The 23,415-nt window shown below is 55.9% G+C and carries 27 protein-coding genes; 15 read left to right on the top strand and 12 right to left on the bottom strand.

Annotated elements, in window-relative coordinates; all coding sequences use genetic code 11:
- The first annotated feature begins 5 nt into the window (after nt 1-5).
- The 5 genes from rsxG (at nt 6) to gstA (ending at nt 4,770) form a co-directional block, all read left to right on the top strand.
- Nucleotides 6-635, top strand: coding sequence for an electron transport complex subunit RsxG (gene rsxG / locus IEX01_RS05375; RefSeq protein ID WP_188723378.1), 630 nt, complete (start codon nt 6-8; stop codon nt 633-635).
- Nucleotides 628-1,314 carry an electron transport complex subunit E gene (locus IEX01_RS05370; protein ID WP_024557662.1) on the top strand — a complete coding sequence of 229 codons (687 nt, stop codon included), beginning with the start codon at nt 628-630 and terminating at the stop codon, nt 1,312-1,314. The genes rsxG and IEX01_RS05370 overlap by 8 nt, the downstream gene beginning before the upstream one ends.
- Nucleotides 1,314-1,949, top strand: a complete 636-nt coding sequence (nth, locus tag IEX01_RS05365; RefSeq protein WP_024557663.1) for an endonuclease III — start codon at nt 1,314-1,316, stop codon at nt 1,947-1,949. The genes IEX01_RS05370 and nth overlap by 1 nt, the downstream gene beginning before the upstream one ends.
- Nucleotides 1,950-2,551: 602 nt before the next feature.
- Nucleotides 2,552-4,057: a dipeptide/tripeptide permease DtpA gene (gene dtpA / locus IEX01_RS05360; RefSeq protein ID WP_024557664.1), complete on the top strand. Its 1,506-nt coding sequence runs from the start codon at nt 2,552-2,554 to the stop codon at nt 4,055-4,057.
- A gap of 110 nt (nt 4,058-4,167) precedes the next feature.
- Complete coding sequence (gene gstA, locus IEX01_RS05355) at nt 4,168-4,770, top strand: glutathione transferase GstA (RefSeq protein ID WP_024557665.1); 603 nt, start codon at nt 4,168-4,170, stop codon at nt 4,768-4,770.
- Between the two features lie 38 nt (nt 4,771-4,808).
- Here the strand turns inward: gstA and pdxY are convergent, their stop codons facing one another.
- The 5 genes from pdxY to anmK form a co-directional block, all read right to left on the bottom strand.
- Nucleotides 4,809-5,669: a pyridoxal kinase PdxY gene (gene pdxY, locus IEX01_RS05350; protein ID WP_024557666.1), complete on the bottom strand. Its 861-nt coding sequence runs from the start codon at nt 5,667-5,669 to the stop codon at nt 4,809-4,811.
- A 74-nt stretch (nt 5,670-5,743) separates the two neighbouring features.
- Nucleotides 5,744-7,018 (bottom strand): tyrosine--tRNA ligase, encoded by a 1,275-nt coding sequence (tyrS, locus tag IEX01_RS05345; protein ID WP_188723377.1) that lies wholly within the window; start codon nt 7,016-7,018, stop codon nt 5,744-5,746.
- A gap of 142 nt (nt 7,019-7,160) precedes the next feature.
- Nucleotides 7,161-7,817, bottom strand: a complete 657-nt coding sequence (gene pdxH / locus IEX01_RS05340; protein ID WP_024557668.1) for a pyridoxamine 5'-phosphate oxidase — start codon at nt 7,815-7,817, stop codon at nt 7,161-7,163.
- Nucleotides 7,818-7,874: 57 nt separating this feature from the next.
- Nucleotides 7,875-8,198 (bottom strand): C-type lysozyme inhibitor, encoded by a 324-nt coding sequence (gene mliC, locus IEX01_RS05335; protein WP_024557669.1) that lies wholly within the window; start codon nt 8,196-8,198, stop codon nt 7,875-7,877.
- Nucleotides 8,199-8,291: 93 nt separating this feature from the next.
- Nucleotides 8,292-9,416, bottom strand: a complete 1,125-nt coding sequence (gene anmK / locus IEX01_RS05330) for an anhydro-N-acetylmuramic acid kinase (RefSeq protein WP_024557670.1) — start codon at nt 9,414-9,416, stop codon at nt 8,292-8,294.
- Between the two features lie 253 nt (nt 9,417-9,669).
- On the opposite strand from anmK, the gene slyB reads away from it, so the two are divergent.
- Complete coding sequence (gene slyB / locus IEX01_RS05325; protein ID WP_024557671.1) at nt 9,670-10,137, top strand: outer membrane lipoprotein SlyB; 468 nt, start codon at nt 9,670-9,672, stop codon at nt 10,135-10,137.
- A gap of 57 nt (nt 10,138-10,194) precedes the next feature.
- Here the strand turns inward: slyB and slyA are convergent, their stop codons facing one another.
- Complete coding sequence (slyA, locus tag IEX01_RS05320) at nt 10,195-10,635, bottom strand: transcriptional regulator SlyA (protein ID WP_024561720.1); 441 nt, start codon at nt 10,633-10,635, stop codon at nt 10,195-10,197.
- A gap of 199 nt (nt 10,636-10,834) precedes the next feature.
- On the opposite strand from slyA, the gene IEX01_RS05315 reads away from it, so the two are divergent.
- From IEX01_RS05315 to IEX01_RS05305, 3 genes are read left to right on the top strand one after another with little or no spacing between them, the layout of a single operon-like run.
- Nucleotides 10,835-11,044 carry a DUF1656 domain-containing protein gene (locus IEX01_RS05315; protein ID WP_029697080.1) on the top strand — a complete coding sequence of 70 codons (210 nt, stop codon included), beginning with the start codon at nt 10,835-10,837 and terminating at the stop codon, nt 11,042-11,044.
- A gap of 3 nt (nt 11,045-11,047) precedes the next feature.
- Entirely contained in the window at nt 11,048-11,947 is a 900-nt protein-coding gene (locus IEX01_RS05310) for an efflux RND transporter periplasmic adaptor subunit (RefSeq protein WP_188723376.1), read from the top strand.
- A 4-nt stretch (nt 11,948-11,951) separates the two neighbouring features.
- On the top strand, nt 11,952-13,988 hold the full coding sequence (locus IEX01_RS05305; protein WP_024557675.1) for an FUSC family protein: 2,037 nt from the start codon (nt 11,952-11,954) through the stop codon (nt 13,986-13,988).
- On the opposite strand, the gene sodC is transcribed toward IEX01_RS05305, so the two are convergent.
- From sodC to IEX01_RS05290, 3 genes are all read right to left on the bottom strand, one after another.
- Entirely contained in the window at nt 13,981-14,502 is a 522-nt protein-coding gene (gene sodC, locus IEX01_RS05300; RefSeq protein ID WP_024557676.1) for a superoxide dismutase [Cu-Zn] SodC, read from the bottom strand. The genes IEX01_RS05305 and sodC overlap by 8 nt on opposite strands.
- 80 nt (nt 14,503-14,582) lie before the next feature.
- Nucleotides 14,583-15,479, bottom strand: a complete 897-nt coding sequence (locus IEX01_RS05295) for an aldo/keto reductase (RefSeq protein WP_024557677.1) — start codon at nt 15,477-15,479, stop codon at nt 14,583-14,585.
- Between the two features lie 57 nt (nt 15,480-15,536).
- Nucleotides 15,537-15,776 carry a DUF1289 domain-containing protein gene (locus IEX01_RS05290; RefSeq protein WP_188723375.1) on the bottom strand — a complete coding sequence of 80 codons (240 nt, stop codon included), beginning with the start codon at nt 15,774-15,776 and terminating at the stop codon, nt 15,537-15,539.
- A gap of 199 nt (nt 15,777-15,975) precedes the next feature.
- On the opposite strand from IEX01_RS05290, the gene IEX01_RS05285 reads away from it, so the two are divergent.
- The 4 genes from IEX01_RS05285 (at nt 15,976) to rnt (ending at nt 18,970) form a co-directional block, all read left to right on the top strand.
- Nucleotides 15,976-16,557: a TetR/AcrR family transcriptional regulator gene (locus tag IEX01_RS05285; protein WP_373289658.1), complete on the top strand. Its 582-nt coding sequence runs from the start codon at nt 15,976-15,978 to the stop codon at nt 16,555-16,557.
- 67 nt (nt 16,558-16,624) lie between these two features.
- Nucleotides 16,625-17,722, top strand: coding sequence for an alkene reductase (locus IEX01_RS05280; protein WP_188723374.1), 1,098 nt, complete (start codon nt 16,625-16,627; stop codon nt 17,720-17,722).
- Nucleotides 17,723-17,815: 93 nt separating this feature from the next.
- Nucleotides 17,816-18,223, top strand: coding sequence for a lactoylglutathione lyase (gloA, locus tag IEX01_RS05275; RefSeq protein WP_024557681.1), 408 nt, complete (start codon nt 17,816-17,818; stop codon nt 18,221-18,223).
- Between the two features lie 96 nt (nt 18,224-18,319).
- Entirely contained in the window at nt 18,320-18,970 is a 651-nt protein-coding gene (rnt, locus tag IEX01_RS05270) for a ribonuclease T (protein WP_024557682.1), read from the top strand.
- 40 nt (nt 18,971-19,010) lie between these two features.
- Here rnt and grxD read toward each other — a convergent pair whose 3' ends face one another.
- A complete protein-coding gene (gene grxD / locus IEX01_RS05265) occupies nt 19,011-19,358 on the bottom strand; it encodes a monothiol glutaredoxin 4 (protein WP_188723373.1) in 348 nt (115 codons plus the stop codon).
- Between the two features lie 343 nt (nt 19,359-19,701).
- On the opposite strand from grxD, the gene IEX01_RS05260 reads away from it, so the two are divergent.
- Nucleotides 19,702-20,529 (top strand): C40 family peptidase, encoded by an 828-nt coding sequence (locus IEX01_RS05260; protein ID WP_024560111.1) that lies wholly within the window; start codon nt 19,702-19,704, stop codon nt 20,527-20,529.
- A gap of 43 nt (nt 20,530-20,572) precedes the next feature.
- Here the strand turns inward: IEX01_RS05260 and IEX01_RS05255 are convergent, their stop codons facing one another.
- A complete protein-coding gene (locus IEX01_RS05255) occupies nt 20,573-21,739 on the bottom strand; it encodes an MFS transporter (RefSeq protein WP_024557685.1) in 1,167 nt (388 codons plus the stop codon).
- A gap of 261 nt (nt 21,740-22,000) precedes the next feature.
- Nucleotides 22,001-22,090 carry a cytochrome bd-I oxidase subunit CydH gene (cydH, locus tag IEX01_RS05250; RefSeq protein WP_034881826.1) on the bottom strand — a complete coding sequence of 30 codons (90 nt, stop codon included), beginning with the start codon at nt 22,088-22,090 and terminating at the stop codon, nt 22,001-22,003.
- 294 nt (nt 22,091-22,384) lie between these two features.
- Here cydH and purR point away from each other — a divergent pair, with 294 nt between their 5' ends.
- Nucleotides 22,385-23,410, top strand: coding sequence for an HTH-type transcriptional repressor PurR (gene purR / locus IEX01_RS05245; RefSeq protein WP_024557686.1), 1,026 nt, complete (start codon nt 22,385-22,387; stop codon nt 23,408-23,410).
- The last annotated feature ends 5 nt before the right edge of the window (nt 23,411-23,415 follow it).

Genomic DNA, 23,415 nt, shown 5'->3' with positions numbered 1-23,415 from the left:
CGCCTGTGCTGAAGACGATACAAAAACATGGGACCACCCTTGCGGTATTCGCCGCGCTGACCACCGGCTTAACGGCGATGGTGAATGCGCTCACCAAAACGACTATTGACAACCAGGCCCTTCTCCAGCAAAAACAGCTGTTCGACCAGGTATTGCCTGCGGAACTTTACGATAATGACCTGCAGCAAAGCTGTTTCGTGGTGAGCGCGCCTGCGCTGGGCGCGGGTGAAAAACAGCTGTGGGTTGCCCGTAAAGGTGATACGCCCGTCGCGGTAGTGATGCAGGCGACCGCGCCGGATGGCTATTCTGGCGCTATTCAGCTGCTGGTCGGCGCTGATTTTCACGGTAAAGTATTGGGGACCCGCGTTACCGAGCATCATGAAACCCCGGGCCTTGGCGATAAAATCGAAACCCGCATCAGCGACTGGATCACCCACTTTGCCGGAAAAGTGATTCAGGGGAGCGATGATACGACCTGGGCGGTAAAAAAAGATGGTGGCCAGTTTGACCAGTTTACCGGCGCGACCATTACCCCGCGCGCGGTCGTAAACGCGGTGAAGCGAGCTGGCCTGTATGCCCAAACGCTGCCGCCGCAGCTTGCCGCCCTTCCTTCCTGTGGAGAAAGCCATGAATGACGTAAAATCGATTCTGGTCAATGGCCTGTGGAAAAATAACTCAGCGCTGGTGCAGCTGCTTGGGATGTGCCCCCTTCTGGCGGTGACCTCCACGGCGACTAACGCTCTGGGTCTGGGCCTTGCCACCACGCTTGTGCTGACGCTGACTAACGCTTCGATTTCCGCCTTCCGTAAATGGATGCCTGCGGAAATTCGCATCCCTATCTACGTAATGATCATCGCCGCCGTGGTCAGTATTGTTCAGATGCTGATTAACGCCTACGCCTTTGGTCTTTATCAGTCGCTTGGCATTTTTATCCCGCTGATTGTGACTAACTGCATCGTGGTGGGTCGCGCAGAAGCGTTTGCGGCGAAAAACGGGCCGCTGCTGTCGGCGCTGGACGGCTTCGCCATCGGCATGGGCGCTACCGGCGCGATGTTTGTGCTGGGCTCTTTACGTGAAATCCTCGGCAACGGCACGCTGTTTGACGGCGCAGACGCGCTGCTGGGCGGCTGGGCGAAGGCGCTGCGCGTGGAAGTGTTTCATACCGATACCCCGTTCCTGCTGGCGATGCTGCCGCCGGGCGCCTTTATCGGCCTTGGCATGATGCTGGCCATCAAATATCTGATTGATGAAAAAATGAAGGCGCGCCGGGCGGCGCAGGCTGCGGTTGTGGCGGGCAAAACGGAAAAAGCCTGATGAACAAAGCGAAACGCATAGAAATACTTTCGCGCTTGCGCGAAAACGATCCACACCCTACGACCGAGCTTAATTTCACTTCTCCCTTTGAGCTGTTGATTGCGGTGCTGCTTTCCGCGCAGGCGACAGATGTTAGCGTAAATAAAGCGACCGCGAAGCTCTACCCTGTCGCCAACACGCCGCAGGCGATGCTGGACCTCGGCGTGGAAGGCGTAAAGGAATACATCAAAACCATCGGGCTGTTTAACAGTAAAGCGGAGAACGTGATTAAAACCTGCCGCATTTTACTGGAACAGCATGGCGGCGAAGTGCCGGAAGATCGCGCTGCGCTCGAGGCGTTGCCAGGCGTCGGGCGTAAAACGGCAAACGTCGTGCTTAATACAGCGTTTGGCTGGCCGACTATCGCCGTGGACACGCATATTTTCCGCGTCTGTAACCGTACGCAGTTCGCGCCAGGGAAAAATGTGGAACAGGTGGAAGAAAAACTGCTGAAGGTGGTGCCTGGGGAGTTTAAGGTTGATTGTCACCACTGGCTTATCCTTCACGGTCGTTATACCTGCATTGCCCGCAAACCCCGCTGCGGCTCCTGCCTGATTGAAGATCTCTGTGAATATAAAGAGAAAGTCTATTCATAATGCTTCGCCCGCGCCGTTGCGGGCGAATGTGAGCTTTCTCACCGATCATTTTTCACACTTTACAACTTTTTAGCCTTTATTTGGCCTTAACGCGACTGATTAAACTCGGCGATAAACCACCTTCCCAGGTTAAACGTTTTTTTTCGACAGGAAATTTCTATAACTTTGTGACAGAAATCACATCAATAACATCATGTTAATTTTCTGTTGTGAAAGCGCTGCAAAATGCCGCGTATAGCCTGCGCTGACACGCTTTTTTGCCGCACATCTGTCGGTATATTTGCCTCTATCAGGTCGCAATCACTGGTACGCGGGCAAATCAGCAGAACATATAACCTTTAAACCTTTGACGGCGGCTTAAATCAGATAAAATATTTGATATTGAGGTTAACAAAAAATTTAACGCTGACTCAGGTTTTGTTTTCGTGGGTAATATCCTGGCCGAGATAAATGTAACGGATTATTACAAAGGTATTGCCTGACAGGCCAGGATAGTGAACATTACCCGCCGTTTCTCACCCTAATAAAAATAAAGGGCATGCCGCACAGGCAATGCGCCGCTAAGACTCCCGTTAATACGGGGCGTAAAAAAAGAGGTATATGTGTCGACTGCAAACAATAAACCAGCAGAAAGCGTGAGCATTAACGCTTTCAAACAACCGAAATCGTTCTATCTCATTTTCTCTATCGAATTGTGGGAGCGTTTTGGTTACTACGGCCTGCAAGGGATCATGGCCGTCTACCTGGTGAAACAACTGGGTATGTCCGAAGCGGATTCCATCACTCTGTTCTCCTCTTTTAGCGCACTGGTTTACGGCCTGGTCGCCATCGGCGGCTGGCTCGGCGATAAAGTGCTCGGCACTAAACGCGTCATTTTCCTTGGCGCAACGGTGCTGGCGATTGGTTATGCGTTGGTGGCCTGGTCTGGTCATGACGCCGCTATCGTCTATATGGGGATGGCAACTATCGCGGTAGGTAACGGCCTGTTTAAAGCCAACCCGTCTTCGCTGCTCTCTACCTGCTATTCGAAGGATGACCCGCGTCTCGACGGCGCTTTCACCATGTATTACATGGCGATTAACATCGGCTCCTTCTTCTCTATGCTGGCCACACCGTGGCTGGCGGCGAAGTTTGGCTGGAGCGTGGCTTTCGCGCTGAGCGTGGTCGGTATGGTGATAACCATTATCAACTTCGCCTTCTGCCGTCACTGGGTGAAAGAGTATGGCTCAAAGCCGGACTTCCAGCCGCTGCACTTCGGCAAGCTTATCGCCACCATTGCGGGCGTGGTAGTGCTGGTAGCCATCGCCACCTGGCTGCTGCATAACCAGGGAATCGCTCGCATTGCGCTGGGCGTTATCGCGCTGGGCATCGTGATTATCTTCGGTAAAGAGGCGTTCGCCATGCACGGCGCAGCGCGTCGTAAAATGATCGTCGCGTTTATCCTGATGCTGGAAGCGGTTGTGTTTTTCGTGCTTTACAGCCAGATGCCAACCTCGCTGAACTTCTTCGCGATCCGTAACGTTGAACACGCTATTCTGGGTATCGCCTTCGAGCCGGAACAGTATCAGGCGTTGAACCCATTCTGGATAATGGTAGGCAGCCCTATTCTGGCCGCTATCTATAACAAAATGGGCGACCGTCTGCCGATGCCGCATAAATTCGCTATCGGTATGGTGCTGTGCTCCGGCGCGTTCCTTGTGCTGCCGCTGGGCGCGAAGTTTGCCAGCGACGCGGGTATCGTCTCGGTGAACTGGCTTATCCTGAGCTATGCCCTGCAGAGCATCGGTGAGCTGATGATCTCGGGTCTGGGTCTCGCGATGGTCGCACAGCTGGTGCCGCAGCGCCTGATGGGCTTCATCATGGGCAGCTGGTTCCTGACCACCGCTGGCGCGGCAATCATTGCCGGTAAGGTAGCCAACCTGATGGCGGTGCCGGAAAATGTTACCGACCCGCTGATGTCGCTGGAGGTTTATGGCCGCGTCTTCATGCAGATTGGCATCGCAACGGGCGTTATCGCCGTACTGATGCTGCTGACCGCGCCGAAACTGAACCGCATGACGCAGGATGACGACAAAGCGGCGAAAGCTTCCGAAACCGCAACGGCGTAATTCTCATCACGAAACCTTATTCAGCCGCTAACCTTTGGGTTAGCGGCTTTTTTTTTGCCCCGCCGGGCACTACCATACTGTGATAATTCATCGCTAACGAGGAGCGACTCATGAAGCTGTTTTACAAAGCAGGTGCCTGTTCCCTTTCACCCCACATTGTTTTACGCGAATCGGGTCTCGATTTTACGCTGGTGAAAGTAGACCTGGCGGCGAAAAAAACCGAAAGCGGAGATGATTTTTTCGCCATCAACCCTAAGGGGCAAGTACCGGCGCTACAGCTTGATGACGGCTCGATGCTGACAGAAGGCGTGGCGATTGTGCAGTATCTGGCGGATAAAGTGCCGGACCGCCAGTTGCTGGCCCCGGCAGGCAGCATGACGCGCTACCACACGCTGGAATGGCTTAACTACATCGCCACCGAGCTGCACAAAGGCTTTTCTCCGCTCTTTCGCCCGGACACGCCAGAGGAGTACAAGCAGACCGTGCGCGGCCAGTTAGAGAAGAAGCTACAGTATGTCAATGAAGAGCTGACGGATAAGCAGTGGCTGATGGGGCTGCGTTTTAGCGTTGCGGATGCTTATCTCTTTACCGTGCTGCGCTGGGGAAAAGCGGTGAAGCTGAATTTTGACGGGCTGGATAATATTGAGCAGTACCTGGCGCGTATGCAGGCACGTCCGGCTGTCGCGGCCGCGCTGGCGGCAGAAGGGCTTTGATGGTGCCGCTCTCCTTTAGCGGGAGAGCGGTTTAGCTTTTACAGCGCGACGGCGGTAAAGTAGTGCTCCGGTTTGGCGATGCCATCCTGCGCCGCAACCACCTGCAGCTCATACTCGCCCATGCGCTTCGTTGTCACCATCACCTCGTAAACGGCAGCCGTCACGTGCTCCAGCGCGTCGCGAAGGCTCGCGCCCTGCAGCAGTTTCACTAGCAACAGACCGCTTGTGACATCGCCTACGCCGACGGGCTGACGCTCACCGAAATCCACCAGCGGGCGGCTGATGTGCCAGGCTTCATCCTTTGTCACCAGCAGCATTTCAAAGCGATCTTTATGGTAGCCCGCCCGCGCCAGATGTTTCACCAGCACAATCTTCGGACCCAGCGCGATGAGTTCACGTGACGTTGTCACCGCTTCTTCTACCGTATTCACTGCGTGGCCGCTCAGCAACTCCAGTTCGATTAAGTTCGGCGCGATAATATCGCTCGCCGGGAGCGCGTAACGGGCATGGAATTCGGCTACGCCTGGCGCGACGATGCAGCCTTTTTCAGGGTGCCCCATGACCGGATCGCAAAAGTAGAGCGCCTGCGGATTGGCCTTTTTCACCTCGCGCACAATGCCAAGAATATGCTCGCCCTGCTCGGCTGACCCCAGATAACCGCTCAGCACCGCATCGCAGCGCTGCAGTTGGCCGATGGCGGCGATGCCCTGCACGATATCGGTCAGGTGGGCCGGTGGCATCACCGAGCCTGTCCATTGCCCATACTGCGTGTGATTGGAAAACTGAACGGTATTCAGCGGCCAGACGTTGGCGCCGAGACGTCGCATGGGAAATTCAGCCGCACTGTTGCCGGCGTGACCAAACACCACGTGAGACTGGATGGCGAGGATGTTTTTCATGTTGCTTCCGGATGAATTGCAGGTGATAGCGAAAAATAAAGGGCGTGGTTTCCCACGCCCTTACTTGCTGAATATTATTTCCAGCAGACGAGGCAGTAATTCTTTTTACCGCGGCGCAGCAGCGTATAGCGCCCGAACAGGCGGTCGGCATCGCTGAAGGTATATTCCGGGTCTGACTGTTTTTCACCGTTGATGGTGATGGCGTTCGAGGCGATGGTTTTACGCGCCTGGCCGCGGGAGGGCTGCAGCTCGGAATCGACCAGCGCCTGCTGGAGATCCGCCCCTTTTTCCATTTCAACCATCGGTACGCCGTCCTGGGCGAGCTGTTCGAAATCCGCCTCGCTCAGGTCGCTCAGGGTGCCGTTGAACAGGCTTGCGGTGATGCGTTTCGCCGCCACCAGCCCCTCTTCGCCATGCACCAGACGCGTCACCTCTTCCGCCAGCACATACTGGGCGCGCGGCGCTTTACCGCTGTTCTTATCTTCCTCTTCCAGCGCGTTGATCTCTTCAATGCTCATAAAGGTGAAGAACTTCAGGAAGCGGTAAACGTCGGCGTCCGCCGTGTTGATCCAGAACTGGTAGAATTTGTACGGGCTGGTTTTCTTCGGATCGAGCCACACCGCGCCGCCTTCGGTTTTACCGAACTTGGTGCCGTCTGATTTGGTTATCAGCGGTACGGTGAGGCCAAAGACCTGGTTCTGGTGCAGACGTCGGGTCAGGTCAATACCGGAGGTGATGTTGCCCCACTGGTCGGAGCCGCCGATTTGCAGCGTCACGCCGTGCAGCTTGTTCAGGCAGGCGAAATCGTAACCCTGCAGCAGGTTGTAGGAGAACTCGGTAAAGGAGATGCCCACATCATCACGATTCAGGCGCTGCTTCACCGCTTCTTTGTTAATCATCTGGTTAACAGAGAAGTGTTTGCCGATGTCACGCAGGAACGTCAACACGTTCATGTTGCCGAACCAGTCATAGTTGTTAGCCGCGATGGCAGAGTTTTCGCCACAATCGAAGTCAAGGAAAGGCGCAACCTGACGGCGGATTTTCTCCACCCATTCCTGCACCGTATCCTCGGTATTCAGTTTACGTTCAGTGGCTTTGAAGCTTGGATCGCCGATAAGTCCGGTTGCGCCGCCCACCAGCGCGACCGGCTTATGGCCGGCCATCTGAAAGCGCTTAAGGCACAACAGGGGAACCAGATGGCCCAGATGCAAGCTGTCAGCGGTAGGATCGAAGCCGCAATAAAGGGCGATTGGCCCCTGCGCCAAACGCTGCGCTAATGCTTCTTCATCCGTTACCTGAGCCACAAGGCCCCGCTCCTGCAATTGCTTGATCAAATTGCTGCTTGCCATCAATTTCTCCATCTGTTTACGACTGCACCTTTGCCGGTACACGGCTTTTCGCCCGCTGGCGAATACGTTTAAAATTCAGGGAGGCATAGAATAAAGCGCTGTGCCCGGTTGCGCCAGCGCTTCGCACAAGAAAATCCCTCACTCAGGGGGCGAGACGATCGATTTTCCAGCCCGCGCCTTCGCGCTGGTATAAAAAGCGGTCATGCAGGCGGTGTTCTCCGCCCTGCCAGAATTCCATCTGTTCAATAGAGACGCGAAAACCACCCCAGAAACTCGGCAGCGGGATCTCTCCCTGCTGGAATTTCTGTTTGAGTTCAAGAAACTTACTCTCCAGCACGCCGCGCGCGGAAATGCGGCTCGACTGTTTGGAAACCCAGGCGCCAATCTGGCTGTCGCGGGGGCGGCTGTGGAAATACTTCATCACGTCAAGCGTAGAGAGACGCTCTGCTTTTCCGATAACCATCACCTGTCGCTCCAGCATATGCCAGGGAAACAGCAGGCTCACGCGCGGGTTGTGTTCAATATGATGCGCTTTACGACTGCCAAGGTTGGTGTAAAAAACCATGCCTTTTTCGTCGTAATGCTTAAGCAGGACGATGCGCTGGTAAGGTTGGCCGGTTTCATCTACGGTGGCGACCACCATGGCGGTCGGGTCGGCAAGCTGCGCTTCGCAGGCCTGGGCAAGCCAGCGTTCAAACAGAGGAAGCGGTTGGTCGGCGAGGTCGCGGCGGCGCAACCCGCCTTTGGTGTATTCACGGCGCAGATGCGCAATCTTTTGCAGAGAATCGTTATCAGACATGGCGTTACTAAACGTAATCGTTGGGTAGAGCTATTGTGCGCTCCACCCGGTTAAATCTCAACGCCTGGGATTTTGCAACTGGCAATTATGCAGCACAACGCGATCTTTTTCGTAAACGTCAGCCGTATCGCCCTTCGACCAGAAAACGTAAATGCCGTCGGTATAACGCGCGCCAGAGGCGGAGAGCCCCTGCTTAAGGCGCAATGATTTGTCGTTATAGATAAAGCTCACTTCCTGGCGAGTGTTATTGAGCGAAACGGTCAGCGGTTTTTCATCGCACTGGTATTCAAGCTTATCCGTGTGCATACGCTCAACCAGATTGTTGTAATAACTACAGCCGGCAAGAAGCGAGGGAAGTAAAACAACAAGCAGTTTTTTCATGGGGCTATCCTGATGACTTTCTTTTACTTAGGGAAGCGGTATTCATCCTGTTTCAAAGGCAGTCTATCGGCTTCACCCCATGGGGTGAGTCGGCTAAATCCGATTCTGAAGCGGGTTTGCGGGGAAAATGGCGCCCAGCACGCTTGCCTGCGAAGCGCCGGTCACCGACGGCAGGTTGCCTGGCAATCCGGAAAGCGTGCGAAAAGCAAGCCAGGCGAAAGCCAGCGCTTCCATATCATCGCCGCTGATGCCCATCTCATCGGTGGTCGCAACCTCAATGCCTGGCAGCAGTCCGGCCAGTCGGTTCATCAGCAGCGGGTTTCGCCCGCCGCCGCCGCACACCAGCAGCCTTTCCCCACCACCGCTTAACAGCACTTGCTCAGCGATGGTAGTAGCCGTTAATTCCGCAAGCGTTGCCTGCACATCCTGCGCCGCCAGGCCCGGGAAGTGCGTCAACTGCCGTTCAAGCCAGCCGTAGTTGAAGTATTCACGTCCGGTGCTCTTGGGCGCAGGCTGCGCGAAGTAAGGATCGCTGAGCATATGCTGAAGCAGCGGAATTATCACTTTGCCACTGCTTGCCCACTGGGCGTCTTTATCATAAGCCTGCCCACGCTGGCGCCAGATCCAGGCGTCCATCAGCATATTGCCGGGACCGGTGTCATAACCGCGCACGGGTTGCTCGGGAAAAAGCAGCGAGAGATTGGCGATACCGCCAATATTCAGCACCATGCGCCGCTCGACAGGATGCGCCAGCAGCGCGTGGTGAAAGGCGGGCACCAGCGGCGCGCCCTGCCCACCCAGCGCGATGTCGCGGCGACGAAAATCGCCCACCACGGTTACGCCGGTGCGCGCCACAATCTGATTATTATCGCCAATTTGCAACGTATGCGGCGCGTCGCCGCCCGGTTCATGCCAGACGGTTTGGCCATGGCAGCCGATAGCCATGACCTCTTCAGGCTTCAGCCTTTCCTGCGTCATTAACGCCTGTACCGCGTCGGCGAACAGTCTGCCCAGGCGCGTATCAAGCTGTCCCAGTTGCGAAAGCGTCAGCGTCTGGCCCTGACAGATGGCGAGAATATCCTGCTTAAGCGCGAGCGGGATAGGCCAGGTCAGGCTCGCCTGCTGGGCGACCATGCGTTCGTCGATCGCCGCCAGCACCACATCCACTCCGTCCAGGCTGGTGCCAGACATCACGCCAATATAGCGCCCCGATTTCATAGGCTTTCCTTAAAGGTTGACGGGTTGCCCGACCCGGAGTCAGGCAATTTGCTGCGTTAATAGTAATTATTCACCTGAATGACGCAATAAAAACGCGATGCAGTTTAAAAGGCGTTTACCCTGCGTTAAACCGGGTACTTTTACTATTTTTACATGGGAATGCATGAACAATATGAAACGTGGCCGTTTAATGCCATATAATTTAACTATCATGGATGCTCATCGGAGCATTGTTTGTAAACAGGAGATTTGCATGATTTCACGTGTGCTGGTGGTCTCGCTGGTGGGCTTAACGCTGGCGGGTTGTGTTAATAATGATAGCCTTTCAGGAGACGTTTATACCGCATCTGAAGCCAAGCAGGTGCAGAATGTCAGCTATGGCACCATCGTTAACGTGCGTCCGGTGAAAATTCAGGGCGGCGATGAGAACAACGTCATCGGCGCGCTTGGCGGCGCGGTGCTGGGCGGCTTCCTCGGCAATACCGTCGGCGGCGGCTCCGGGCGTTCGCTCGCCACCGCAGCAGGCGCAGTAGCAGGCGGCGTTGCAGGCCAGGGCGTCCAGGGAGCGGTGAACAAAACCCAGGGCGTTGAACTGGAAATCCGTAAAGACGACGGCAACACCATTATGGTTGTGCAGAAACAGGGCAATACCCGCTTCTCTGCCGGTCAGCGTGTTGTCCTGGCCAGCAACGGCAGCCAGGTTACGGTCTCTCCCCGCTAAAATAAAAGCGACCTGCATGCAGGTCGCTTTTTTACGCATTAACCGCAAACCGAGAAACTATCCTCTCTCCTGAAGTTCGTTGATATTCTTCTCCAGACGCGCAATCAGGTTCAACAGCGTGTTGAGTTCCGCCTCACTGATGCCGGAGAGAATTTCACCGCGCGTTTTACGGATCACATCTTCCATCTCCGTGATGATAGGTCGCGCTTTTTCCGTCAGCTTGATACGTTTTGCTCGCCTGTCGCTTGCGCAGGTGTGACGGGAGATCAGTCCCTTTTCTTCAAGCTGATCGAGTGTGCGCACCAGCGATGGCTGCTCAATGCCGATCGCTTTGGCGAGCTGTATTTGCGACTGGTCAGGCGGCAGCTCATGAATGTTATGCAGCGTGACCCAGTGCGTTTGCGTGAGTTCCAGAGGTTTGAGGCGATGGTCAATCAGAGCACGCCAGATGCGCACTAACCGTGCCAGATCAGAACCTAATGGCGATTCCAATTTCATCTCCTTATAATTAGCTTGCTAAGTTATTGTACTGATTTTAGACTAGTGTGCAGCATTTATTTAACTAAAACAAATGTCTTACTTTTGCGACTATCGCAGCGGCAATTATAATCAATCTATATCAGATGAACGAAGCCGCCACCCCGAATCGCTGCTCAAAGGATTATCAACCGTGTCGTGGTCTTTTCTCGCATCAGGCATGCCCCTCCAGGATTTAGTCGCAGGCGCATCCGTCTATTTTCCTCCCCTTTTCAAAGCGGTCATTATCGGCTTTTTCATCTGGCTCGCGCTTCATCACCTCCTGCGCGACTGGATGTATTCCGGGGAAATCTGGCACCCCACGTTAATGGACTTATCGCTTTTTACCCTTTCCGTCAGCCTTGGGCTGCTGATCCTGCTAGTGTGGTAAGCCATGCGCCTGAAAACGTTTAAATACTTCTCAACGTTAATTGTCTTTGCCGCCGCGCTGACGGCCGGTTGGCTACTGTGGACTTATTACATGCAGTCGCCCTGGACGCGAGACGGTAAGGTTCGTGCGGAGCAGGTTAATATTACGCCGCAAGTTTCCGGCACGCTGACGCGCCTTGCGGTGCGGGATAATCAGTGGGTAAAAGCAGGCAGCGTGCTTTTTACTATAGACGAAACGCCGTACCGTATTTCTGTTTTGAACGCGCAGGCCCAAATTGCCCGCGCCAGTTCAGACGTTGCGAAAGCGCATTCAGAGGTGGCGAAAGCCAATAACGAGGCGAACCGCCGTCGCCATCTGCCACGCAATTATATTTCTGCCGAAGATCTCGATACCGCGAATATCAGCGTCGAGGCCGCGCAGGCAAGCCTCGAGGCGGCAAAAGCGGACCTGAAAGCGGCGCAGGCGGCGCTTGAACAGGCGAACTGGCAGCTTTCTCAAACAACCGTAAAAGCGCCGGTGGACGGCTGGGTTACTAATCTCTCAAGTCGCGCAGGCAACTACGCCACCGCCGGGCAGCCGGTTTTCGCGCTGGTCGACAGCCGCTCATTCTATGTGGTGGGCTACTTCGAAGAGACCAAGCTTCGTCATATTCGACCCGGTATTCCTGCTCGCGTAACGCTCTACAGCGGCCATCAGCAGTTAACCGGCAAGGTGGACAGCATCGGGCGCGCCATTTACGACCAGAGCGTGGAGAGCGACAGCGGGCTGGTCGCGGATATCAAACCCAACGTGCCCTGGGTCCGACTGGCGCAGCGGGTGCCCGTGCGTATTGCGCTCGATCCCGTGCCAAACGAACTGACGCTGGTTTCCGGCACCACCTGCACCGTTTCCCTCGGACCGTAGCGCCATGAAGCCCGACTGGCTTGCCTTGCGAAATACGCCCTGGGGGAAAGCCAACCCCGGCCAATGGCGCTATGCGCTGCGCAACAGCATTGCGATGTGTCTGGCGCTCACTATCGCTTACGCTCTTGAACTTGATGAGCCTTACTGGGCGATGACTTCCGCCGCTGTAGTCAGTTTCCCAACCGTCGGCAGTGTGATAAGCAAAAGCCTCGGGCGTATCGCAGGCAGCCTGCTGGGCGCCGCCGCTTCACTTATGATTGCCGGGCACACGCTGAACGACCCCTGGTTTTTTACCCTCGCCATGGCAGCCTGGCTTGCGTTCTGTACCTGGGCCGCCAGCCAGTTTCTTAACAACGCCGCCTACGCCTTTCAACTTGCGGGCTATACCGCGGCTATCATCGCCTTTCCGCTGGTCAATACGGTAGAAACAACGCAACTGTGGGATATCGCTCAGGCCCGCGTTTGTGAGGTTATCGTCGGTATTTTGTGCGGCGGCTTTATGATGATGCTGTTGCCCGGCAACTCCGATGGCACGACGCTGCTGACGGCGCTGAAAACTATGCAGACGCGGTTGCTGGAGCACGCCAGCCTCCTCTGGCAGCAGGAGACGACGGATAACATTCGCACCGCCCATGAAGGGCTTATCGGCCAGATCCTCACGCTTAACCTGTTGCGGATTCAGGCGTTCTGGAGCCATTACCGGTTCCGGCGGCATAACCTGTTGCTTAATTATCTGCTGCACCAGCAGCTAAGACTTACCAGTCTTATCTCCGGCTTGCGCAGGCTGCTGATGAACTGGCCTGACGCCCCGCCGTCTCTCTGGCCGCAATTGCAGACGCTGCTGCAGGCGCTGGCGCGACCGGGCGCGAGTAAATACAGCGTGTCGAGGGTCCTCGCCCAGTGTTACCCCACCAATGCCGATGATTTTCGCCATCAGGCTTTCTGGCACCGGCTGCGCCATTTTTGCTGGGTATATCTCGACAGCGCTCGCTGGCTGCATGAAGTGGAGGATCACGCGCCGGAACGCGTCGTCTCTCCTCCCGCGGCCCCCGCTTTCGCCCGCCACGCGGATAATATTGAAGCGTTGTGGAGCGCGTTGCGCACCTTTTGCGTGATTACGCTTATCGGCGCATGGTGCATCAACACGCAGTGGGAATCCGGTGCCAGCGGCGCGCTGACGCTTGCAGCCATCAGCAGCGTGCTCTATTCCGCCTCGCCATCGCCGCACAACTCTTTGATGCTGCTGCTGCGCACGCTGGCGCTGCTTTCTCTTTTTAGCTTTGTGGTGAAATTTGGCCTGATGGTGCAGATAACCGACCTGTGGCAATTTTTGCTGTTTTTGCTGCCGCTGTTAACCACCATGCAGCTAATGAAGCTGCAACAGCCGAAGCTTGCCGGGCTATGGGGGCAACTGATCGTATTTATGGGCTCGTTTATCGCCGTAACCAATCCGCCCGTTTATGACTTCGCTGATTTTCTTAATGACAATGTGGCGAAAATCACTGGCGTTGCGCTCTGCTGGGTCTCTTTTGCGGTGCTGCGCCCCGGCTCAGACCAGCGAAAAGGCCGACGCCATATCCGCGCTTTGCGGCGCGGTTTTATCGACCAGTTAAGCCGCCATCCGGCCCAGAGCGAGAATGGCTTTGAATCGCTGGTGTATCACCATATCAGTCAGCTTAGCAACAGTAAGGAAGAGAGCGCGCGCCGCTGGCTGCTGCGCTGGGGCGTCGTTTTGCTTAACTGCTCGCATGTGGCGTGGCAATTACGCGGCTGGGAGGCCCGTTCGGACCCTTTATCACGCGTTCGCGATAACTGCATCGCAACGTTAAGAGATGTGATGAGCGAAAAAGGCGTGCAGCAAAGGTCGCTGGCGGTCGCGCTGAACGAACTTGAGCGGGTGTATACGGTGCTTGCGAAGCATCATCAGCCGGATGCGCGACGGCTGGCGCAGCTAATCTGGCGGCTGTGGTGCTCGTTATCCCAACTGGAACAAGCGCCGCCGCCGGGTAACCCCAGCGACAGCGCAACGCGGCTTACTTGATAACGCCGCAGGCGTAACGTTCGCCGCCACCGCCCAGGGGTTTAGGATGATCGGACATGTTATCGCCGCCCACATGCACCATCAGCGCTTTATTTTTTATTTCATCCAGCGATTTAAGGCGCGGCGCGGTTACGGGTTCGGTCGCCTTGCCGTCATTATTAACCTGTAGCGCAGGCAGGTCGCCTAAATGGCCCGGACCTTTAGGCCCAAGATGCTTACCGGTATTTTGCGGATCGTAATGGCCCCCCGCCGCTTCTGCCGCCGCAGGTTTGCCTTCCTTCATAGCGGGTTCGCAAGAGCCTTTGGCGTGGATGTGAAAGCCATGGTCCCCGGGCGGCAAGGCCTTGAGGTCTGGGGCAAACTCCAGCCCGTTATCGGTTTCGCTGATTTTGACTGTGCCGATGGACTGACCAATCCCCTGAGGAGTGACGAGGTTCATTTCTACTTCTTCACTTGCCGCCTGGGCCGCGCCGCAGGCGAGCAGTGCCAACATTGCCAGACTAAAACGCTTCATGTTGCCTCCTGATCGGTTTTCTCGCTGGTAAGTCTATACCAGAGAGGGAGTTTTCACCGGGAGGCAACCTCTTTTCAGCATTAAGGCACGTCGTAACCCAGCGCCGCTTTACGGATGCGGAACCACTGCTGGCGCGTCATTTCCAGCGAAAGCGCCGGAATGGCGGCGCGCACGCGCTCAATTTTACCGGAGCCGATTATCGGCAGCGGCTGGGACGGCAGACGCATAACCCAGGCGTAAACCACCTGTTCGATCGTTTCCGCGCCCAGTTCCTGCGCCACATTTTGCAGCTCGTCACGCAGCGGCTGGAAGGCGGCGTCGTTAAACAGGCGCCCGCCGCCGAGGCAGGACCAGGCCATCGGACGAATGCGCAGTTGCTGGAGCTGGTCCAGCGTGCCGTCAAGCAGCAGCGGCTGATAGACCGGTGAAATTTCCACCTGGTTGGTGGCAAGCGTAAACGGCAGACGCGATTGCAGCAGCATAAACTGCGCAGGCGTAAAGTTTGATACGCCGAAGTGGCGGACTTTGCCGCTCTGATGCAGCGCGAGGAAAGCTTCCGCCACTTCGTCGGCATCCATCAGCGGGTCGGGACGGTGAATAAGCAGCAGGTCCAGAGAGTCGGTGGCCAGGTTTTTCAGCGAGGTTTCAGCGCTGCGCAGGATATGCTCACGGCTGGTGATATAGTGCCCGAGGGTGTTTTCTTCCTTCGCCGTCGTGGCTATCCCGCATTTAGTCACGATCTCCATACGTTGGCGCAGGTGCGGCGCCAGACGGAGCGCTTCGCCAAAGGCGGCTTCGCACTGATAGCCGCCATAAATATCCGCGTGATCAACCGTGGTGATGCCTGAATCAAGGTGCGCTTCAATGAAGCTGACCAACTCACGGGCGGAGAATTTCCATTCCATCAACCGCCAGTAGCCCATCACCAGGCGGGAGAACTCCGGCCCCTGTGGTGCGAGGGTAATACGTTGAACCATCTCTCTTTTCCTCGGGATAAAATAAACACTGCGCCGGAGTATACGATAGTCGCACGATTAAAACAGTGAAGGCTGCTGGGGTTCTTCGGGCGGCTCGGGTTTAGCCGCGCGCAGCTTACGCAGCAGGCGCTGGCGGCACAATCGCAGTACTTCCTGCTTTTGCGCATCGCTCATCCTCTGCCAGTTAAAACGCTCATCCCGACTGCGCAGGCAGCCGCGGCAGAACCCGCGCTCGTCGCTCTGGCAAATACCCCGACAAGGGCTGGGAACGGGGAAAAACTCTAGCTGCTCGGCCACAACGGCTCCTCATTAACAGAGTTGCTACAATTGAAGCCTCTCTTTTGAACGCTTGCAAGCCTGTAGCGGGTAAAGTGCGCTTTTGCACAAGCGTCTTCCTTGAATAAGCGTCGCGAAAAGTGACAACGTCACAGTAACGGACCATTGAGTTACTGTGACAGGCTTGCATTAGACCGAATGGTCTAGTACGGTAATGGCCATGAAAACGCATGATACTGATACCCGCGAACACCTCCTTGCTACCGGCGAGCAGCTATGCCTGCAGCGCGGTTTTACCGGCATGGGGCTGAGCGAGCTGTTGAAAACCGCAGGCGTGCCGAAGGGCTCGTTCTACCACTACTTTCGCTCTAAAGAGGCGTTTGGGGTAGCGATGCTGGAGCGGCACTATGCGCATTATCATGAACGGCTGCGCCAACATTTCGACCGCGCGGATCGCACCTGCCGGGAGAAGATCCTCGACTGGTATCAGGAGACGCTGCGTCAGTACTGTCATCAGGGCACGATTAGCGGCTGTCTGACCGTAAAACTGTCGGCAGAAGTATGCGATTTATCAGAAGATATGCGCAGCGCGCTGGATAAAGGCGCCGCCCAGGTTATCGCGCTTCTCGCGCAGACCCTTGAGCACGGCATGGCGGAAAAAAGCCTCAACGGCGCGAATGATGCGCAAACGCAGGCGCAGGTGCTGTATGTATTGTGGCTTGGCGCCAGCCTGCAGGCCAAGATTTCCCGCAGCGGCGTGCCGCTGGAAAGCACGTTAAAACATGTAGAACAGATTCTTTGAGCGCCCGCTCAGGCAGGCGCTTTTTATTTCCCTTGTCACTAGACGACCGGTCTACTCAGGAGACATTATGCCGTCCGAAAAACTGTTTACCCCGCTTAAAGTGGGCGCTGTTACCGTTCCGAACCGCGTCTTTATGGCGCCGCTGACCCGTCTGCGCAGCATCGAGCCAGGCGATATTCCTACCGCGATGATGGTGGAGTATTACCGCCAGCGCGCCAGCTCCGGTCTTATCATCAGCGAAGCGACGCAGGTTTCCGCTCAGGCGAAAGGTTATGCAGGGGCTCCGGGTCTGCATAGCGATGAGCAGGTTGCGGCGTGGAAAAAAATCACTGCGGCGGTACATGAAAAAGCAGGCCACATTGCCGTGCAGCTCTGGCACACCGGCCGTATTTCTCACAGCAGCCTGCAGCCTGGCGGCGAAGCGCCGGTGGCTCCGTCCGCTATCAACTCCGGCACGCGTACTTCTCTGCGTGATGAAAACGGCAAAGCTATCCGTGTAGACACCACGACGCCGCGCGCGCTGGAAACGCACGAAATTCCGGGCATCGTCGACGATTTCCGCAAGGCGGTAGGCAACGCGCGCGACGCCGGTTTCGATCTGGTCGAGCTGCACTCCGCTCACGGCTACCTGCTGCACCAGTTCCTCTCCCCGAGCGCCAACCAGCGTAACGACCAGTACGGCGGCAGCGTAGAAAACCGCGCGCGTCTGGTGCTGGAAGTTGTCGACGCGGTCAGCAAAGAGTGGAGCGCCGATCGCATCGGCATTCGCCTGTCGCCTGTCGGCACGTTCCAGAATGTGGATAACGGCCCGGATGAAGAAGCGGATGCGCTTTACCTGATTGAAGAACTTAACAAACGCGGCATCGCCTATCTGCACCTGTCCGAGCCGGACTGGGCGGGCGGCGCGCCTTACAGCGATGAGTTCCGCCAGAAAGTGCGCGAGCGCTTTGACGGCGCGATTATCGGCGCCGGCGCGTATACCCGTGAAAAAGCCGAAGCGCTGATCGAAAAAGGACGGATTGATGCCGTCGCTTTTGGTCGCGACTATATCGCCAACCCGGACCTGGTCGAACGCCTGCGCAAAAAAGCAGCACTCAACCCGCAGCGCCCTGAATCCTTCTACGGCGGCGGCGCGGAAGGCTACATCGATTACCCAACGCTTTAATCCCTTCATTGATAGCGGCGTTCTTTCGCCGCTATACTCATAACAGTGATTTAACAAACCACGACTTACATTTCATAGATTTAAGAGGATATTATGCGCTTACTTCACACCATGCTGCGCGTCGGCGATCTGCAACGCTCTATCGATTTCTATACCAACGTGCTGGGCATGAAGCTGCTGCGCACCAGCGAAAACCCGGAATATAAATATTCTCTGGCGTTTGTCGGTTATGGCCCGGAGAGCGAAGAAGCGGTTATCGAACTGACCTACAACTGGGGCGTGGAGAGCTATGAACTCGGCACCGCTTACGGCCACATCGCCATTAGCGTGGAAAACGCGGCGCAAGCCTGCGAGCGCATTCGCAACAACGGCGGTAACGTGACGCGTGAAGCGGGCCCGGTTAAAGGCGGTTCCACCGTTATTGCGTTTGTGGAAGATCCGGACGGCTACAAGATTGAGCTTATCGAAGAAAAAGACGCCGGTCGCGGCCTCGGCAACTGATCCTTCCCGGCGGGCCTTCGCGCCCGCCCTGCTGCATCCCGTCCCGAAATTTGCCATAATACGCGCTGCTTTAACTCCCCATTATATGAGACCCTGATGTCCGATACCCCGCAACTTGCAGGTCTGTGCGACCGTTTTCGTGGCTTTTACCCCGTCGTCATCGATGTGGAGACTGCCGGATTTAATGCCAAAACCGATGCGCTGCTGGAAATTGCCGCCGTCACCCTGAAGATGGACGAACAGGGTTGGCTCTCGCTGGATGAGACCCTTCACTTTCACGTCGAGCCCTTTGAAGGCGCTATTTTGCAGCCGGAAGCGTTGGCCTTTAACGGCATCGATCCGCACAATCCGTTGCGCGGCGCCGTAAGCGAATATGACGCGCTGCACGCTATCTTTAAAATGGTGCGCAAGGGGATGAAGGAGAGCGACTGCAACCGGGCGATTATGGTGGCGCATAACGCGACATTCGATCACAGCTTTATGATGGCGGCAGCGCAGCGCGCTTCCCTGAAGCGCAATCCTTTTCATCCGTTTGTCACTTTTGACACGGCGGCGTTAAGCGGCCTGGCTCTGGGGCAAACGGTGCTGGCGAAAGCCTGCACCGCGGCGGGCCTTCCCTTCGATGCCACCCAGGCGCACTCCGCGCTTTACGATACCGAGCAGACGGCACTGCTGTTTTGTGAAATCGTTAACCGCTGGAAGCGACTCGGCGGGTGGCCATTGCCGGCGGCGCAAGACACGCCATAAAAAAAGCGACCCGGTGGGTCGCTTTTTTATTACATCGGGCTTATTCAGCATCCGGCGTTTCAGATTTGTACTTCGCCGCGGTTTCTTTAATGAGCTGCTGCAGCTCGCCGCGCTGATACATTTCGATAACGATATCGCAACCGCCGACCAGTTCGCCATCCACCCACAGCTGCGGGAAGGTCGGCCAGTTAGCGTATTTCGGCAGCTCGGCGCGGATATCCGGGTTTTGCAGAATATCCACGTAAGCGAAGCGCTCGCCGCAGGCGGAAAGCGCCTGCACGGCCTGGGCGGAGAAGCCACAGCTTGGCAGCTTCGGCGAACCTTTCATATAAAGCAGGATGGGGTTTTGGGCGATCTGGCGCTGAATTTTTTCAAGGGTTGTGCTCATTGTCTTGCTTCCTCAAGCTTCTTAACGGCAGGAGCTTTTCATTGTAACGGCCGGGCGCAGATTTTGCGCTGACCGCCACGCCCGTAGCCGGGGTTAAACATTCATTAAGAATAACACTTTTATGTCGCCGATCGGCATACTATCTTTGCCGACAGCTCGCTTTACATACCGACAACGCGACGCGGGAAAGCGGAAAAATGCACATTTTTTTTGCGCTTGATAACGAAACGTATCGATGACGGCAAATGGCTATTAACTTTTGTCATTTTTTTAGATTAGAATCGGCTGGTTTTTAAAAAATCATACGCGGGCACGATTGCCGCCATCATCAGGGGAATGCTCAGTGGCGCGGATTAATAAAATCACCATCACGCTCTGTGCTCTATTTTTTACCAGTCTGACACTGAGTCCGTTAACGCACGCTTCAGAAAACGCGCGTCCGTCGGCTATTCAAAAGGCGCATAACGCTAAAACTAAGAAGCAAAGCAGCCAGATTAAAACCACCAGCAAGCAAAAATCCTCAGGCAAAACCTCTACTAAGCGCGTCGCCTCTTCTTCCAGCAAAAAAGCCAAAGCGTCAGCATCCGGTAAAACACTCGCCCGGCGCGGTAAAATCTCCTCTTCTGACTTAACGCTGAAAGGCAAAAAAGCGCAGACGCTGGCCTACACCGAGCAGTGCACCAAACGCAAAGGTCATAAAAAACGCTGTGTGAAAGTTAAATCGGACCAGCCGACCACCATCGCCGCAGCGCATAAGCTTCGCGTGCAGAAAGCGCAAAAAACGGCGCTGACTAAGCTAATGGGCCAGATAGGCAAGCCTTATCGCTGGGGCGGTACCTCGCCGCGCACCGGCTTTGATTGCAGCGGGCTCATCTACTACGCCTATAAGGATTTGGTGAAATTCCGCATTCCGCGCACCGCGAATGAGATGTACCACCTGCGCGACGCCGCCCCGGTTGACCGAGGCGAGCTGGAGAGCGGCGATCTGGTCTTCTTCCGCACTCAGGGGCGCGGCACCGCCGATCACGTGGGCGTTTATGTCGGCAACGGCAAGTTTATCCAGTCTCCGCGCAGCGGTCGGGATATTCAGATAACTTCACTGAGCGAAGATTACTGGCAGCGTCACTATGTTGGCGCGCGTCGGGTGATGACGCCGCGCACCATCCGCTGAATTTTAAACAAAAAAAAGGGAAGCCTGCGCTTCCCTTTTTTATTTATTCCGCCGCGAAGGCTTTTTCAGCATTGCGCCGTGAGGAAAAGAGGACCAGCAGCAGCCCCAGCGCGGCGATAATCGCCCCCATTACCGGTACAAAGCTGTAGCCAAGACCCGCCTGGATAACCGCGCCGCCTGCCGCCGCCCCCAGCGCGTTGCCGAGGTTGAACGCGCCGATGTTCACCGAAGAAGAAAGGCCCGGCGCTTCGCTCGCCACGCGCATTACGCGCATCTGCAACGGCGGCACCACGGCAAAGGTCGCCGCACCCCAGATAACCATGCTCACCGCCGCGCCCACCTCGCTGCGCGCCAGCAGCGGGATAGCGGCCATAATCACAATCAGCAGCAGCAGGAAGCCTTTAAGCGTGCCGTTGACCGAACGATCCGCCAGACGCCCGCCAAGGTAGTTGCCAATTGAGAAGCCTACGCCAATCAGCACCAGCATGCCGGTAATAAATGCAGGCGTAGCGTCAGTCACTTTATGCAGCACTGGCGCAATATAGGTATAAAGCGTAAACATCGCGCCAGCGCCGAGCACCGTCGTCAGCAACGCGCTGACCACCTGCGGGCGCATCAGCACGGCCAGTTCGCTCTTCACATCGGGGCGTTCGCCCGCGCTGCCTTTCGGCAAGGAGAAAAAGAGGCTTATCATAGAGACGACGCCCAGCCCGGCGGTCGCCAGGAATGACATGCGCCAGCCGATAACTTCGCCAAGCCAGGTCGCCGCTGGCACGCCGCCGATGTTGGCGATAGTCAGTCCCATAAACATGGTTGCTACCGCGCTCGCTTGCTTATGTTTCGGCACCACGCTTGCCGCCACGACGGACCCCAGCCCAAAGAAAGCGCCATGGTTGAGGCTGGTGAGGATGCGCGACGCCAGCAGCGTGCCGTAATCCGGCGAAATGGCCGAGAGGACGTTGCCGACGGTAAAAATCGCCATCAGGAAGATAAGCGCGTTGCGGCGCGAGCGGTGCGATAGCAGCAGCGTCATCAGCGGCGCGCCAACCATCACCCCTATCGCATAGGCGCTAATCAACATGCCAGCGGCGGGTATAGACACATCAACGCCTTTCGCGATAACCGGCAGCAACCCCATTGGCGAGAACTCGGTGGTGCCGATACCAAAAGCGCCAATCGCCAGCGCCAGTAAAGGAAAATTAACTCTCATGCAAAACTCCAGACAAAACGAGAGAGCGTCAGCGGCGGTTGCGCAACTGACAAGAACGGAATGCCAATCAGCATGTCAGATATAGCTTTGGGACAGAAGTCACAAGAATCGCAAAAGATATTTGCGATTTTGTTAAGGGTGTAGCTTTTTTGTTATTTGCTAATGATTACCCGAACGGGCAATAAAAGAAAGGACAACGTGGGGATTTATAAGGAAAAATGATGAGGAGAGGGAAAGTTAACCCCTCTCCCGACAAGCGAATCAGTGCATTACCGCCGTCAGCGCCGAAGCCACAATCAGACCCAGCACAACGACGGTGGTGACCAGCGAAAATTTCAGTTCGGTACTCATTTGTTCTCCTTTTTAACCCTACAAAAAGCGGGTGCGCTTCATTTTTACATAGTCCAACGCAAAAATCCTCTTTGATTTAGTCTGATATGCGTTTTCCCTCTTCCCCTTTTGCGCAAGATCGGCCAAAATTCTCGGCTAATTTATTATGTACCGGCCATTACCCCCCTCTCCTTCCAGCCGAACTGGCTTTTCCCGGCCTGATGCAACGTTTTCGTTGCCGCAAGGGGGTAGCGTAGGCAAACGTTTAACCAGCGTTTTTTCAGGAAGTTAGGGCATGGTCTGGAGTGACAACTAATGGCAACAATTAAAGACGTCGCGAAGCGAGCAAACGTTTCCACTACAACTGTATCACATGTAATTAACAAAACCCGTTTTGTCGCGGAAGAGACGCGCAACGCGGTATGGGCGGCAATTAAAGAACTGCACTACTCGCCGAGCGCCGTGGCGCGCAGTCTTAAGGTTAACCACACCAAATCCATCGGTCTGCTTGCGACCAGCAGCGAGGCGCCCTATTTCGCAGAGATCATCGAAGCGGTGGAAAACAGCTGTTTCGCCAAGGGTTACACGCTGATTCTTGGCAACGCTCATAACAACCTGGAAAAACAGCGCGCTTACCTGTCGATGATGGCGCAAAAACGCGTCGACGGCCTGCTGGTAATGTGCTCCGAATACCCGCAGTCGCTGCTCAGCATGCTGGAAGAGTACCGTCACATTCCTATGGTGGTGATGGACTGGGGCGAGGCAAAAGCGGATTTCACCGACTCGGTAATCGATAACGCTTTCCAGGGCGGATATATCGCCGGGCGCTATTTAATCGAACGCGGTCATCGCGAAATTGGCGTTATCCCGGGGCCGCTTGAGCGCAACACCGGCGCGGGCCGCCTGGCAGGCTTTATGAAGGCGCTGAAGGAAGCGATGATCTCAATGCCGGAAAACTGGATTGTCCAGGGCGACTTCGAGCCGGAATCGGGCTACCGCGCCATGCAGCAGATGCTTTCGCAGCCGCATCGCCCCACCGCAGTCTTTTGCGGCGGCGATATCATGGCGATGGGCGCGATTTGCGCCGCCGACGAGATGGGGCTGCGCGTACCGCACGATATTTCTATTATCGGCTATGACAACGTGCGCAACGCCCGTTATTTCAGCCCGGCGCTGACCACTATTCATCAGCCGAAAGAGACTCTCGGCCAGACGGCGTTCAACATGCTGCTGGACCGTATTGTCAACAAGCGTGAAGAGTCGCAGACCATTGAAGTCCATCCGCGTCTGATTGAGCGCCGCTCCGTGGCGGACGGTCCCTTCCGCGACTATCGCCGCTAATCCTG

Source organism: Franconibacter daqui (assembly GCF_014644275.1).
Classification (GTDB): domain Bacteria; phylum Pseudomonadota; class Gammaproteobacteria; order Enterobacterales; family Enterobacteriaceae; genus Franconibacter; species Franconibacter pulveris.
Note: the sequence above shows the minus strand (reverse complement) of the source record. Positions and strands in the feature narration are given on the sequence as shown.